The sequence below is a fragment of the Chryseobacterium sp. BGA-UO-ETr-SB22 genome, from assembly GCF_059567885.1.
The window spans coordinates 1475638-1490647 of record NZ_JCAQOV010000005.1; the positions used below are offsets into that span (position 1 = coordinate 1475638).

General features: G+C 36.8%; 9 protein-coding genes. 8 read left to right on the forward strand and 1 reads right to left on the reverse strand.

Annotation, left to right across the window (positions count from 1 at the left end; all coding sequences use genetic code 11):
• Positions 1–218: 218 nt before the first annotated feature.
• The 4 genes from AC57AW_RS14030 (at position 219) to AC57AW_RS14045 (ending at position 9363) form a co-directional block, all read left to right on the forward strand.
• On the forward strand, positions 219–4556 hold the full coding sequence (locus AC57AW_RS14030) for a CusA/CzcA family heavy metal efflux RND transporter (RefSeq protein WP_496352377.1): 4338 nt from the start codon (positions 219–221) through the stop codon (positions 4554–4556).
• 7 nt (positions 4557–4563) lie between these two features.
• Positions 4564–5715: an efflux RND transporter periplasmic adaptor subunit gene (locus AC57AW_RS14035; RefSeq protein ID WP_496352378.1), complete on the forward strand. Its 1152-nt coding sequence runs from the start codon at positions 4564–4566 to the stop codon at positions 5713–5715.
• 425 nt (positions 5716–6140) lie between these two features.
• Entirely contained in the window at positions 6141–7949 is a 1809-nt protein-coding gene (locus AC57AW_RS14040) for a hypothetical protein (RefSeq protein WP_496352379.1), read from the forward strand.
• Between the two features lie 469 nt (positions 7950–8418).
• Positions 8419–9363 carry an aldo/keto reductase gene (locus AC57AW_RS14045; RefSeq protein ID WP_496352380.1) on the forward strand — a complete coding sequence of 315 codons (945 nt, stop codon included), beginning with the start codon at positions 8419–8421 and terminating at the stop codon, positions 9361–9363.
• Positions 9364–9526: 163 nt separating this feature from the next.
• Here AC57AW_RS14045 and AC57AW_RS14050 read toward each other — a convergent pair whose 3' ends face one another.
• Positions 9527–11374: a chloride channel protein gene (locus AC57AW_RS14050; RefSeq protein ID WP_496352381.1), complete on the reverse strand. Its 1848-nt coding sequence runs from the start codon at positions 11372–11374 to the stop codon at positions 9527–9529.
• A gap of 289 nt (positions 11375–11663) precedes the next feature.
• On the opposite strand from AC57AW_RS14050, the gene AC57AW_RS14055 reads away from it, so the two are divergent.
• The 4 genes from AC57AW_RS14055 to AC57AW_RS14070 all read left to right on the forward strand — a co-directional run bounded on the left by AC57AW_RS14055 (position 11664) and on the right by AC57AW_RS14070 (position 14987).
• Positions 11664–12338: a response regulator transcription factor gene (locus AC57AW_RS14055; protein ID WP_496352382.1), complete on the forward strand. Its 675-nt coding sequence runs from the start codon at positions 11664–11666 to the stop codon at positions 12336–12338.
• Between the two features lie 28 nt (positions 12339–12366).
• Entirely contained in the window at positions 12367–12723 is a 357-nt protein-coding gene (locus AC57AW_RS14060; protein WP_496352383.1) for a four helix bundle protein, read from the forward strand.
• Between the two features lie 43 nt (positions 12724–12766).
• Positions 12767–14053 carry a sensor histidine kinase gene (locus tag AC57AW_RS14065; RefSeq protein WP_496352384.1) on the forward strand — a complete coding sequence of 429 codons (1287 nt, stop codon included), beginning with the start codon at positions 12767–12769 and terminating at the stop codon, positions 14051–14053.
• A gap of 178 nt (positions 14054–14231) precedes the next feature.
• Positions 14232–14987 (forward strand): COG4705 family protein, encoded by a 756-nt coding sequence (locus tag AC57AW_RS14070; protein WP_496352385.1) that lies wholly within the window; start codon positions 14232–14234, stop codon positions 14985–14987.
• Positions 14988–15010 lie beyond the last annotated feature (23 nt).

Below are 15010 nucleotides of genomic sequence, written 5' to 3' on the forward strand. Positions count from 1 at the left end.
ATCAATTTAGCCTTTCGTGCATTATAACGCTGTTTATGATGTCTTTACTACATTTTGTTTAAATTTTTCAGAATGATAAGTTTACAACAAAACAGATGAGTATCAAGTAGATATTCTTACTGAATGGTATGATATCTTCTTTACTTCTGTAACTGTACAAATAAAGACTTCAGCAACTTTTATAAGACACTCCGGGTTATCAATTAATAATTTTTTCCATGTTAAATAAAATTATTGAGTTTTCTGTAAAGAATAAACTCATCATTGCTCTGTTTACAGTGGGGCTTATCCTTTTGGGGGTCTATGAAACCACAAAACTCCCCATAGATGCTCAGCCGGACATTACGAATAATCAGGTACAGATCATTACCACAGCGCCTTCTTACGGTGCTGCAGATATAGAACGTCTTGTTACATTTCCTATTGAACAGGCTACCAGCAATATCAGTGGAATTACTGAACTTAGAAGTTTTTCCCGTTTCGGACTTTCATTAGTAACGGTAGTCTTTGACGACAAAACGGATGTCTATTGGGCTCGCCAACAGGTTCAGGAGCGCTTACAGCTTGTTCAGGACAATATCCCGGCCGGAATCGGAAAACCGGAACTGGGACCTATTTCCACAGGATTGGGGGAAATTTTTCAATATGTTGTAAGAGCCAAAAAAGGATATGAAAATGTTTATGATGAAACTGAGCTCAGAACCATTCAGGATTGGGTAGTCAGAAGACAGCTTCTGGGAACTAAAGGAGTGGCTGATGTCAGCAGCTTTGGTGGAAAACTGAAGCAATATGAAATTGCCATTAATCCTAACAAACTTCAGGCATTCAATATCAATATCAACGATGTTTTTGGGGCATTGGAGAAGAATAACCAAAATACAGGAGGTGCTTATATTGAGAAGAAAGAAACCGTTCTGTTTATCCGCAGTGAAGGACTTCTGGGAAGTACGGAAGATATCGGAAGTATTCAGGTGGCAGAAACCAAAGAAGGTATTCCGGTACACATTAAAGATGTTGCTTCCGTGAAGATAGGGTATGCAACAAGATATGGCGCCATGACCTATAATGATACCGGAGAAGTATCCGGAGCTATTGTATTGATGCTGAAAGGGGAGAATGCCAACGTAGTGATTGGAAATATTAAAGAAAGACTGGAAAAAATACAGGAATCATTACCTGAAGGCGTGGTCATTGAACCTTTCCTTGATCGTGCTAAAATGGTAAATAATACCATCAGTACGGTAAAAACAAACCTGATGGAAGGAGCTTTGATAGTTGTTTTCATTCTGGTTGTATTCTTAGGAAACTTCAGAGCAGGATTATTGGTAGCTTCCGTGATTCCTTTAGCCATGCTTTTTGCTATCATCATGATGAATATTTTTGGCGTAGGAGGAAATCTGATGAGTCTTGGAGCACTTGATTTCGGACTTATTGTAGATGGAGCCGTCATCATCGTAGAAGCGGTGCTGCATCAGCTGGCCCACAAAAAGCATTTCGGAAAAGACAATATGCTCAGCAAAAAAGAAATGGATGACCAGGTTTCCGGTTCTGCTACCAAAATGGTGAACAGTGCGGTTTTTGGGCAGATCATTATCTTAATTGTATATCTTCCGATTTTTACGCTTCAGGGAATTGAAGGAAAAATGTTTAAACCAATGGCTCAGACCGTTGCATTTGCCCTGATTGGTGCATTTATTCTTTCCCTTACTTATATTCCTATGATGAGCGCTCTGGTATTGAGCAGAAAGAAGAAAGCAAAAGAAAATATTTCAGACCGCGTAATGGGCAAAGTGGAAGCAGGCCACCAGAAATTCCTGATAAAAGCTCTTAAATACAGAAAAACCATTATTCTGGGAGTATTAATACTGTTTGCCGGTGCTGTTTTTACCCTTTCCAGAATGGGTGGTGAATTCATTCCATCTTTGGAAGAAGGTGATTTTGCGGTTGAAATGAGAATCCTTCAGGGAAGCAATATTAACGAAACCAAAAAAGCAACCACTCAGGCAGCCAATATCCTTTTAACCCAGTTTCCAGAAATAGAGAAGGTGGTCATGAAGATTGGCAGCGCAGAAATCCCTACAGAACCGATGCCCATGGATTCCGGAGATATGATCATTGTTTTAAAACCAAAAAGGGAATGGACTTCTGCAAAAACATTTCCAGAACTATCTGATAAAATGAGTAAAGCATTAAGCGTTATCCCAGGATTGACCACCAGTTTCCAGTTTCCTGTACAAATGCGATTCAATGAGCTGATGACCGGAGCCAGACAGGATGTGGTATGTAAAATTTATGGAGAAGATTTGGACAGCCTTGCCACTTACGCAAAAAAGATAGGAAGTATCATCAATACAGTAAAAGGAGCTCAGGATCTTTATATTGAGCCCGTTGTAGGAGCACCGCAGGTTGTGATTGATTATAACCGTTCAGAGCTATCCCGTTATAATATTTCTGTAGCTGATATTAACAGGGCTGTCAATATGGCTTTTGCAGGACAGACGGCCGGTGCTTTATATGAAGGCGAGAAGAAGTTTGATATCGTTGTCCGAATGGATAATGAACATAAAAAAGACATCACCAGTATCCGGAATCTTTTGATACCGACCGCTTCAGGAGAGCAGATCCCATTATCACAGCTGGCTAATGTAGAGCTTAAAAACAGCCCAAATCAGATTCAGAGAGAAGACACCAAACGAAGAATCATTGTAGGATTTAACGTAAGAGGAAGAGATGTTCAGAGTATCGTGGAAGAACTTCAGCAAAAGGCTGGTAAAAGCCTGAAGCTATCTCCTGGATATACTGTTTCTTATGGAGGAGCTTTTGAAAATTTAAATGAAGCCAAAGCCAGACTCGGAGTAGCTGTTCCTATTTCATTAGTGATGATCTTCCTGTTGCTGTTCTTTGCTTTTGGTTCTGTAAAACACAGCTTACTGATCTATACTGCCATTCCATTGTCAGCCATTGGAGGTGTTTATTTTCTGGCGTTGAGAGGAATGCCTTTCAGTATCAGTGCGGGGGTAGGATTCATCGCTTTATTCGGAGTTGCCGTACTTAATGGAATTGTTTTGATATCAGAGTTTAACAGATTGAAAAAGAACGGGATATCCAACACAAACAGAATTGTACTGATAGGGACAAAAATCAGACTTCGCCCGGTTTTAATGACTGCTTTTGTTGCTTCATTAGGATTCCTTCCTATGGCGATCAGCAACGGTGCCGGAGCAGAAGTACAGCGACCTTTGGCCACCGTTGTTATTGGTGGATTGATGCTCGCTACACTTCTCACCCTTTTTGTACTTCCTATTCTCTATGTTTTATTCGAAAATATTAATAAAGATAAAATGAAATTCTCTAAAAAATCCAACTATAAAAAACTGTCTGTTTTCTTACTACTGATCTCTTTCGGAAGTTTTCAGGCTCAGGAAAATATTACTTATGACCAGGCATTGGAAAAGGCTTATCAGCAAAATGGAACCCTTAAAAACTCAAAATTAGTATCTGAATATCAGGAAAAACTGAAAGCCAGCTATCTGGATATCCCACAGATGGAAGTTACGGGTGGATTTGGACAGATTCAGGGAGAGGAAACCGATAATTCTTTTGGAATCTCTCAGAGATTTAGTTTCCCTACAGTCTATTCAAAAAGAAAACAAATGCTGGATGCAGAATGGTCTGCGAGTATCATCAATCAGAATCTGACCAAAACACAGCTCACCAAAGAGGTTACAGACGTTTTCTACAGAATATTGGTACTTCAGGAGAAGAAAAAAGTATTGGGATATATCAGCCAGATGTACAATAATTTTGCTGATAAAGCGGGATTAAGATTAAAAAAAGGAGAAGCCAATATTTTGGAAGAATCAACCGCTGAAATACAGAATGAACAGGTAAAAGTGCAGCTGAACAGTCTTGAAAATGACCTGAATATGGTGAAACTTCAGCTTCAGTTATTACTTCAGTCCGAAACTTCTTACCAGCCGATTTCTGAACAACCAATTATGAATATGGGCCTTCAGATTTCTGAGGAAATGGTAAAACAACATCCCGAACTTCAGTATCTGCAGCAACAGATCAAAGTAGGAGAGGCCGAAGTACAGCTGGAGAAAAGCAAACTTCTTCCGGATCTTCTTGTTGGATATACCAATCAGAGTATGAAAAATATCAATAACAACCGTTTCAATTCGGTTCAGGTGGGAGTAGGAATTCCATTATTTACAAAGGGGCAAAGGGCTATGGCAAAGGCTGCACAGGCAAAAATCGCAATCTCTGAAAATCAATATCAGAGAAAAGAAATTGAACTTAAAAACAGATTGAGACAACAACTGAATAATTATATGAACCAACAGAGAATCATTGAAAATTATCAACAAAAACAGCTCCCAAAATCTGAAACTATTTTAAAAACGGCTCAGAAACAGATGGAAGTAGGAGAAATTGATTATCTGGATTGGGTCATATTGGTGAACCAGGCCGTAAAAACCAAGGCAGATTATATCGATCAGCTGGAAAAACTGAATCAGATCAGTGCCGAACTTAATTTCTTAATTTCAAAATAATAACGTCATGCATTTCAAGAATATATCAATATACAGCCTTGCTTTACTCCTTACTTTATCTTCATGTTCAGGAAAAAAAGAGGAAGAAAAAACAGTTTACGAGAACACAAAATTCACCAAAAACAATGAAAATTCGGTTCATCTTACGGAAAAACAGGTTCAGTCTGTAGGAATTACCACCACATCCATTCAGAAAAGGAATATGGAAAAGCTGGTACGACTGAATGGAAAAGCCGAAATTGCCCCTTCCCACATCAGTTCGGTTTCCAGTATTATGGGCGGACATATCAAATCTATTAATGTGATTAATGGAAGTCATTTCAACAAAGGACAGGTTCTTGCTGTGGTAGAAGATCCACAGTTTATACAGCTTCAGCAGGATTATCTGGTGACAAAAGCACAGCTTGAAGCCGCAAGACTGAACTTTAACCGCCAGAAAGACCTTAATACAAGTAAAGCAAGCAGTGATAAGACGATGCAGACCGCTCAGGCAGATTATTCTACTCTTAATGCCACTTTAAGAGGGCTTGAAGAAAAGCTGAGAATCATCGGAATCAATGCCAAAGGTTTACATACCGGGAATATCAGAAGTAAGATCAATATTTATGCACCGTTTACCGGTTTTGTAAGTAAGATTCTTGTGAATAACGGACAATACATCAATCCTGCAGATACTTTATTTGAGCTCATCAACCCCGCAGGACTGCTTTTGGAATTAAAAATTTTTGAAAATGATGTGAATGATGTAAAAGTAGGCCAGGAAATTTTAGTGTACAACAATCAGAATCCAGATATGAAATCCAGTGCCAGAATTGTAAGTGTAGTTCCAAGTATTGAAAATGGGGGATCTGCAACGGCAATTGCTAAGTTGTCTTCGGTGAATTCTGAGTTTGTAAAAGGAATGTATATCAATGCGGAAGTCAATATCAGCAGCCGTTACACACAAGGACTTCCAAACGAAGCAGTAGTATCTTTTGAAAATAAAAATTATGTTTTTGAAGATCTTGGAAAGTCCAATTACAAAATGATTCCAGTGGTAACCGGAATTTCTGATGATCAGTTTACAGAGATTGTAAAAGCAGATGCTTTAAAGGATAAAAAAATTGTGCAGAAAGGGGCGTACAGCCTTTTGATGATGCTTAAAAACAAAGCGGAATAATTTAAGCTAAGGTTTTTTATTCAATTTATATAACCACAAAAGTCACAAAAGCTTTCATGTTAAAACACTTTAGTCCAAGTAAGGTTAAAATACTAACGTAAATAACTTCACATAAGACGAAAATCAAAGATTTTCATAAAACTTAGGTGTACTTATGATACATAAAGCTGGCTCTTAAAAAATTGAAATGTTCAAAACTTTTGTGCCTTCTGTGGTCAAAATAAAACATACCACAATACGAAAAGATCAGTCAGTCGGCTGATCTTTTTTATTTGAATCAATTGAAAAAAATGACATTTGACATGTTTTTCATTTTAGAAAATATTATTTAATGCATAATTCATTTTAAAATAATATATTTAAGAAGTGAATAGTTTTTAAAGGATTTTTTAGATGAATAAGAAAAGAACTTTTATCGAAAATTTATGACAAAAAAACCTTTGCACAATTTCCATATTCCGGTAATGGGACTGGCTTACACAATAGACAGCCCAATCCGTGTTGCACAATATGGAATTTCTTCTGTGATCTCCATCATTGATGATGAAATCCTGGAAAAGATGAAAAACTTTTATAACAAAAAGTTTAATCTTGACTATTTTGGAATCTCAACAAAGACAGACGATTACAGAGCGAGAAGAGTTACTGCCTATCTGGATATGGTGGATGATATCGTGAATGAAAAATTTGAATCTTTCAAACAGGAAATCAGCAAAAATACAGAGGCACTAAAAGATTTCATGGCCATACTTCCGAATACTTCGGATCTTAAAACAAGCCTTCAGAATCTTATTAATCAAAAAGATAACTGGAGCACCAATATCAAAAACTTCATAGAATCCAATCTGAAACCGGGAAGTATTGACGTCAATATCATGACGAAAGTGGATAAGGACAATTATCAGAACAACGAACAGCTTCCGGTAATGTATAACGATGCCCATGCTTCATTGCGCGGATTTGCCAAGAGCAAACTGTCATCATCAATGGTTCTTTCTGCAGGGATGAATCCTCGTCTCTACAGCTATATGGAAGAGTTTGAAGACTTTTTTCCGGATGAAAACGGAAAGATCAAAAAGAAGATCATTCTTAAAGTAAGCGACTTCCGTTCTGCAATGATCCAGGGAAATTTTCTGGCTAAAAAAGGACTGTGGGTTTCAGAATACAGAATAGAATCCGGATTGAACTGCGGAGGGCATGCTTTTGCAACAGAAGGAATGCTTCTTGGTCCGATTATGGAAGAATTTAAGCAGAAAAAAAATGATCTGATACAATCAGCGCATACCTTAATGACAGCTGCTTTGGAACAGAAAGGAAAATCAATGGTTTCAGAGCCTTTGGAAATGAAAATTACCGTTCAGGGCGGAGTAGGAACTTCTGAAGAACATGAGTTTCTATTGGCTAATTATAATGTAGACAGCGTAGGATGGGGTTCACCATTTTTACTGGTGCCTGAAGCCACTTCTGTAGACACAGAAACCCGAAATCTGCTTGTAAAAGCAAAAGAACAGGATTTGTATCTGAGTAATATTTCACCTCTGGGAGTTCCTTTCAACACCGTAAAAGGGACCTCAAATGAAACATTGAAGCATGAAAAAGAAGCTAAAGGCAAATATGGAAGTTCGTGTCCCAAAAAGCTTCTGGCACTAAGCAAAGAATTTTCTCCGGAAGGAACCTGCACCGCTTCTAAAAAGTATCAGGATATCAAACTGAAAGAATTGTATGCAGACCGGGAAACCTTAACAGAAAAGGAATTCGAGCAAAGAAAGTCTCAAATTACTGATAAAGCCTGCTTATGTGTAGGACTTGTGAATGCAGCATATATGGAGCAGAATCTTGAAATAAAAGGTGAAAAGCAAGGTGTTGTGATATGTCCCGGACCCAATATTGCCTTTTTTGATAAAGAAGTATCACTTTCGGAAATGGTAAAACATATTTATGGAAATACCAATATTCTTTCTCATACGCAACGCCCGAATATGTTCATCAATGAACTGAAAATGTATATTGATTATCTGAGAAAGGAAATTACAGAATCATCAGTACAGATTACCCATTCCCAAACAAAAAAATGGAATGCCTTCAAGAAAAATGTACTGGAAGGAATAGAATATTATCATGATCTTTTTAAAGGATCATCATTCTTCAGCAACGGATTATCAACTATCAACCTGCAATTACAGGAATATAAACTTCAGCTTACTGCTATTGAGGTTCCGCAGGTTGAAAAATAACCGTATTTTTTAATTGATAGATAATAAAAACAGCTTTCAACGCGGAGGCTGTTTTTGTTTTTTTAGCTGTTTTTGTTGGAAAAACGCAAAGGCGCAAAGGTTTATAATCCTACTGTTTAATTTTTAGGCGCTAGAAAATCAAAGATCTTTGGCAAGCGTATGTCTAATTTTTACAGCACAATTTTATCTCCGATAAAATCCTTGCGCCTTATAAACGATATTACAAATAAAATTCTTTGCGTCTTTGCGCTTATCCAAAATCATTTCATAAAATGTGAAAACAAATTGGCTCTTTTTCTACATATTGTTGGAATATCGCAAAGGCGCAAAGGTTTATAAAATACTAATCAAAAAAACTGTGTAAACATCAGTATTTCCATTAATAATAACTATAACAGGAATGGCTATTTTGAATATTCATCAGGTTGAATATTCCTTACCTTAGAGGTTACTTAGTAAAATTATTTTTATGGAAAAAAGAAAGATCAAAAACACCGATTTAACGATTGCACCCATCAATTTCGGAGGAAATGTTTTTGGATGGACGCTGGATGAAAAACAGTCTTTTGATATACTGGACCGTTTTACAGAAGCAGGATTCAATTTTGTAGACACTGCAGATACCTATTCATGGTGGGTGAACGGGAAAGGAGGACAGTCTGAAGAGATTATCGGAAAGTGGATGAAAAGCCGTTCCAACCGTAATGATATTGTTTTGGCAACCAAAGTAGGTTCTGAAACTAAAGAACATGGCTATGATATCAGCAGAAAACATATCTTACAATCAGTAGATGAATCACTGCAAAGGCTTCAGACTGATCATATTGATCTCTATTATACACATTTTGACGACAATATCACTCCGGTAGAGGAAACACTTTCAGCGTATGATGAGATCATTAAGGCTGGAAAAGTTCGTTATATTGCGGCTTCTAATTTATCACCTGAGCGTTTAAAAGCATCATTTGAAGCTGCAGAAAAGAATAATCTTCCCAAATATGTTGCATTGCAGCCTCATTATAACCTGATGGAAAGAGAAGGATTTGAGGGAAACTATGCACCTTTGGCAGAACAGTTTGATGTAAGCGTATTTCCTTATTGGTCTTTAGCAGCAGGTTTTCTAACAGGTAAGTATCGTGATGAAGCAGATCTTGCAAAAAGTGCGAGAGGTGAGGGCGTAAGAAAATATTTAAATGATAAAGGGCTTGAAGTGTTAAAAGCATTGGATCAGGTAAGTGCAAAACACAATACCACTCAAGGAACGGTTTCTCTGGCCTGGCTGTTATCCAATCCTTTGATCACAGCACCCATTGTAAGTGCTACAAGTGCATCACAGCTTGAAACGGTATTCAATGCCCCAAAACTTATTCTGGATCAGGAAGATATCGATCTGTTGAATAAGGCGAGCAACTAATTTTTCAACTTTCATTATAGACTAAAATTAAATCCGTTCAGCGATGAACGGATTTTTTTATTATTTAACAACGCTAACCACCCCGTCAAAAATTCTTTGAATTTTCGCCACCCTCCAATGGAGGGGAATTTTAGTTCTTCTATTGTGATTATTCAGCTATTAACTAATCAGAATATTCTTTCAACAACTGTCTGTAGCTCATTAAAATTGAAGATTTTGAAATAAAGCCTATAAAATCATTATTCTCGCTGACTACCGGAAGATTCCATACGCCTGTGTCATCAAAAGTCTGAAGAATTTCCAGTGGCTTGTTTTCACGATGAAGTATAGCTGGTGGCGTTTTCATAATCTGAATAACCAGCTGGGAAGCATCCATTTCTTTGTTAAAAAGATAAGGTCGTATATCATCCAGAGTAAGGATTCCCTTCAGCTTTCTGTTATCATCTACAACGGCAAAAATATTTTTATCTCCATTCTTTACCATTTCAAATAGTTCAGTGACAGAAGCATTTTCGTTAATAGTTTGAGAATACTGATCTATAAAATCTTCTGTTCTCAAAGCAAAAAGAAGGTTTTTATCATGTTTATTGGTCAATATCTTTCCTTCATCCGCTAAAGATTTCAATTCCGGAGAAATTGGGGAAAACCATTTGGCAATAAGGTAAGACATCACAGAAACAATCATCAAAGGAATGAACAAATCATACCCGAAGCTGGATTCAGCAATCAGAAATATCGCTGTAAGAGGAGCATACAATACGCCGCTCATTGCTCCAGCCATTCCTACCAAAACAAGATTCGTCACCGGAACATCTGTAAAACCTATGTGCTGGCAAACCAAAGCAAATAAATACCCCAAGGTTCCTCCTGCAAAAAGAGACGGAGCAAAATTACCTCCGTTTCCACCGCTGAATATGGTAAAAGAAGTGGCGAATGCTTTTAAAAGCAATACCAGAATTAAAAATACAATAATCGTCCAGTCTCCGATCTCAAAATATCTGAAAAAACTGTTTTCAATAATAGAATGGGTATTTCCGTTGGTAAAGGCTTTCACAGTTTCATAACCTTCTCCAAATAGAGGTGGAAAAAGCACACATAATAATGAAAGTACAGCTCCTCCAAACATTGCTTTACGCATTCTGGACAGCTGAAGGCCTTTTATAAAGTGTTCTACTTTTTGAGAAATAACTACAAAATAACGGGCATACAAGCCTGTTACAATTCCTAAGATAAGGTAATAAGGAACATTTTTATAGTTGAACGGATCTCTTGTATAAAACCTGAAAAGAACATCTTCCTGAAGCAAAATCCTCGACAAAAGACTTCCGCAAACTGCTGCCACCACCAGAGGAATAAAATCTGTAAAAACCACTCCCGTCAGGAGAATTTCAAAGGCAAACATAATCCCGGCAATCGGTGCATTAAATGCAGAGGCAATCCCTGCTGTAGCGCCTGCAGCCAGTAATAAAGTACGTTCTTTATAACTTAATCTGTAGGTCTGCGCATAGTTTGAGCCTATAGCAGCTCCGGTAACGGCTATAGGGCTCTCCAGTCCAGCCGAACCTCCCAATCCTACGGTAACAGCACTTTGTATCACCTGGGAATACATTTTAACGGAAGCTACAATACTGGAATTTTGTGCAATTTCATATAAAATAGCTCCGATACCTTTACGATCCTGTCCTTTGAACAAAGTTAAAACGATCATGGTAGTAAGAACAATTCCTAAAAAAGGAAAAACAATATAGAATAATATCTGATATTCAAAGTGGACTTTATTGGTAATAAAATTGTGGATGCTGTGTACTAAAGTTTTCAGAATAACTCCTGCAAGACCTGCTGTGCAGCCTACCAGAATCCCGGAAAGAACAAGAAACTGATTTCGGCTCAGCCTGTTGTTCAGCCAATGCAGAATAAGCTCATAACTGCGTGCTTTTTCTAATCCGTATTTCTGGAAATCTCTTTTAAATTTAAGGAAGCTCAGGTACTTTTTTTTGTTGTGAATTTTCACTTTAGGAACATTTTTATGCTGTTGTGAATGGATACAGCTCCGTAAATTTATGAAATATCTTACAAAAACACCTACAAGAGTCCTCTTCAAAATATATCATTACGATTCAAGTTGCTTCAAAAAAAGCTCAAGACCTTGGCTAACCTTATTATTTTTAAGTTTTTAATAATTTAAAAATCTACTATAAAAAGGAATCGAAACTGAATAAATTCACTGTTTTTTTATTAACTTAAGATGGAGTTTTTCTTAAATTCAAAATTTCTTCAAAATTTAATGATAGTTTTATGCCATGAAAATCCTAATCGTTGAAGACGAAGCAGCACTTACCCAAAGTATTTCCGAATATCTGTCCGGAGAAAATTATCTCTGTGAAGCTGCCAGTACATTCAGTGAAGCGATGAACAAAATAGAGACATTTGATTATGACTGTATTTTACTGGACATTATGCTTCCTGACGGAAATGGTCTGAAAATATTGGAAGAAATAAAAAAACAACAGAAGCAGGACGGCGTTATTATCATTTCTGCCAAGAATGCGCTGGACGATAAAATTGAAGGTTTGAAACTGGGTGCAGATGATTATCTTACCAAACCTTTTCATCTCTCGGAGCTTATGGCAAGGGTATATTCTATTATCCGCAGGAAGCAGTTCAGCAGTTCTAATGTGGTAAAACAAAATGAACTTCAGATTGATTTGCTGGCTAAAACAGTTGCTGTAAACGATGAAACCATTTCATTAACCAAAAAAGAATTTGACCTCTTAATTTATTTTATCGGAAATAGAAATAAAGTCATTTCCAAAAGTACGCTGGCAGAACATCTTTCCGGAGACCTTGCAGATATGCTCGACAATCATGATTTTGTTTATGCTCACGTAAAAAACCTTAAGAAAAAGCTGTATGATGCCGGATGCGGACATTATCTGAAAACCGTGTATGGAACGGGGTATAAGTGGGAAAGCTAGATTAATTATGAATGATGAATTATAAATTATGAGTGAAAAGAAAAATGTGCTGAAAGATAAAAGCTTTAATTTTGCAATTAGGGTTATTAATCTTTATAAATATCTTTCTACTTCTAAGAATGAATATGTTCTGAGTAAACAGCTATTAAGAAGTGGAACAGCAGTAGGAGCCTTGATAAGAGAGTCACAGAATGCAGAAAGTAAAGCAGACTTTATTCATAAGCTCGCTGTTGCTCAAAAAGAATGTGATGAATCTATTTACTGGATTGAGCTTTTATATCATACTAAATATTTATCATCTACTGAATTTGAAAGCATAAGTAATGAAGCCATAGAAATATTAAAAATAATCCGAAGCATCATCATTACATCAAAAAACAAATAGTCTTCCGTAAAAAACAATTCATAATTCATAATTCATCATTATCTTGAAACCTCTACTAACAAAAACCACAAAACCCTTTCTCATCTACGTACTTATTGTGCTGATGATAAGTATTCCTGTATATTATTTTGTGGTGGACACCATCTGGAAAAGTGAACTGGATGAACATAATCAGATAATTGTAGAGAAAACAGCTTATGAGTTCAACCAGCTAAAGCTGTCTGAAGAGGAACTGGACAAAAGTCTTGCGCTATGGAATCACATTCAGCCTGAAACGAATATTGAGAAAATTTCAACTCAACAAATAAAACGGGATACGGTTTATATTTATGAAAAGCATTTACCTTTTATTTCAGAACAAAAAAATGAACGTTACAGATGCCTGAAAAAGGTCATTTATCTGCAAAAAAAACCTTATTTGTTTACAATACAGACTAATATTGAAGAATCACACGAGACGATAGCAGTGATTGCAATGATTACCATTTTTTTCTTTGTAATCATTGTTTTAGGGCTTTTATATCTGAACAGAAAGCTTTCTTCATCTATCTGGAAACCATTCAGAGGTACATTGGATCAACTGAAAACTTTCAATCTTAACAGTCAGAATACCATACAATTTCCGGCTTCTGACACCACAGAATTTGAAGAGCTTAATCAGTCTCTTTACAAACTGATAGAACGTAATATTTCTACTTATAAAACCCAGAAAGAATTTACAGAAAATGCTTCCCATGAGCTGCAGACTCCGTTGGCTATCATTAAGAATAAACTTGATCTTTTGCTTCAGGATCAGAATCTTACTGAAAAGCAGTACAGAATCGCTGAAGATATGAACAAAGCTCTTACAAGAAGCTCCCGCATCAATAAAAACCTCTTGCTGCTTGCTAAAATTGAGAATAACCAGTTTGATGGTTCGGAGACTGTTTTGTTTGACCATTTACTTCAACAAAGTATTGATACTCTCGGGGAACATTTTGAGCAAAAAAACATTTCCGTTCAGGAAGAGATCTCAGGTAGTGTGCAGGTGAATGGAAACAGCATTCTCACAGAAATACTGATCAACAATCTCATCATCAATGCAATTCGCCATACTTCTCCCGGAGGTTCTATTTCTATACAGCTTACAAATTCATCCTTTGAAGTTTCCAATTCAGGGGCTGAAAAACTGAATACAGATTTCCTGTTCAAAAGATTTTCAAAACTTTCAACAGATAACAACGGAAGCGGATTGGGACTTTCTATCATTCAGGAAATCTGCAGGTTTCACCATTGGGCGATCAGCTATCGGTTTGAAAACCATCGTCATATCTTCACTGTTAAATTATAGTTAAAAAACTTCACGGTTCCGACAATTCAAAATTTCTTCTAAATCGCATTGCACCTTTGTATAGAAAATACTGAGGCAGATATTTATTTGCAAATGACTGGAAAACAAACCTTTCATTCACAGGAACTATCTGGTTTTCTGAATCAATGCCATTTGTGGCATCAAAAAACAAAGCAAAATGAGAACAGCAAACAAAGTAGCAGCGGTTACACTCCTTTTCTGGCTTATGAAGATTGTAGCCACTACATTGGGGGAAACCTTAGGAGATTTTATTTCTATGACTCTTAATCTGGGGTATGTTGTAGGAATTTTGGTTACACTCGCATTTTTCATCCTCATACTATCAGTACAGCTTCGGGTAAAAGAATATATTCCGGCTGTCTATTGGATTGTGATTATCGGAACAACAACTTTGGGAACAGAAATCTCCGATTTTATCGACCGGACCTTAAAAACCGGATATCTTATAGGAAGTCTGATTTTGTTTTTGGGTCTTTTAACCTCCTTATTCTTATGGTACAGAAAATATAAAAACCTCGAGGTTTATCCGATTTTTGAAAGAAATAAAGAATTCTATTACTGGACAGCAATTTTATTTTCCAATAGTCTGGGGACAGCTTTTGGGGATTTTCTGAGTGATAATTTAGGACTCGGATATATGACAGGAGCTTTGATTACAGGGCTGATCATAATAGTGGTGGTGGCGCTTCACTATTTTACGAAGATCAATCATGTTGTCCTGTTCTGGATTGCTTTTGTTTTTACCAGACCCTTTGGTGCTACATTCGGAGATCTTTTAACAAAACCTTTAGCTAAAGGAGGTCTGGATCTTGGAACACTGAATGCTTCCCTGATATCTCTTGCTCTGATGGTTTTGATGATTGTCATTTCACAAAGAAAGCACAGCCGGGAATTACCTCTTCAAAACGAATAATTAATATTTCTCCTTATAACAAA

What these genes read in the sequence shown, in the direction of transcription:
- AC57AW_RS14030 (WP_496352377.1), top strand. Translation starts at nt 219, where the DNA reads ATGTTAAATAAAATTATTGAGTTTTCTGTAAAGAATAAACTCATCATT.
- AC57AW_RS14035 (WP_496352378.1), top strand. Translation starts at nt 4,564, where the DNA reads ATGCATTTCAAGAATATATCAATATACAGCCTTGCTTTACTCCTTACT.
- AC57AW_RS14040 (WP_496352379.1), top strand. Translation starts at nt 6,141, where the DNA reads ATGACAAAAAAACCTTTGCACAATTTCCATATTCCGGTAATGGGACTG.
- AC57AW_RS14045 (WP_496352380.1), top strand. Translation starts at nt 8,419, where the DNA reads ATGGAAAAAAGAAAGATCAAAAACACCGATTTAACGATTGCACCCATC.
- AC57AW_RS14055 (WP_496352382.1), top strand. Translation starts at nt 11,664, where the DNA reads ATGAAAATCCTAATCGTTGAAGACGAAGCAGCACTTACCCAAAGTATT.
- AC57AW_RS14060 (WP_496352383.1), top strand. Translation starts at nt 12,367, where the DNA reads ATGAGTGAAAAGAAAAATGTGCTGAAAGATAAAAGCTTTAATTTTGCA.
- AC57AW_RS14070 (WP_496352385.1), top strand. Translation starts at nt 14,232, where the DNA reads ATGAGAACAGCAAACAAAGTAGCAGCGGTTACACTCCTTTTCTGGCTT.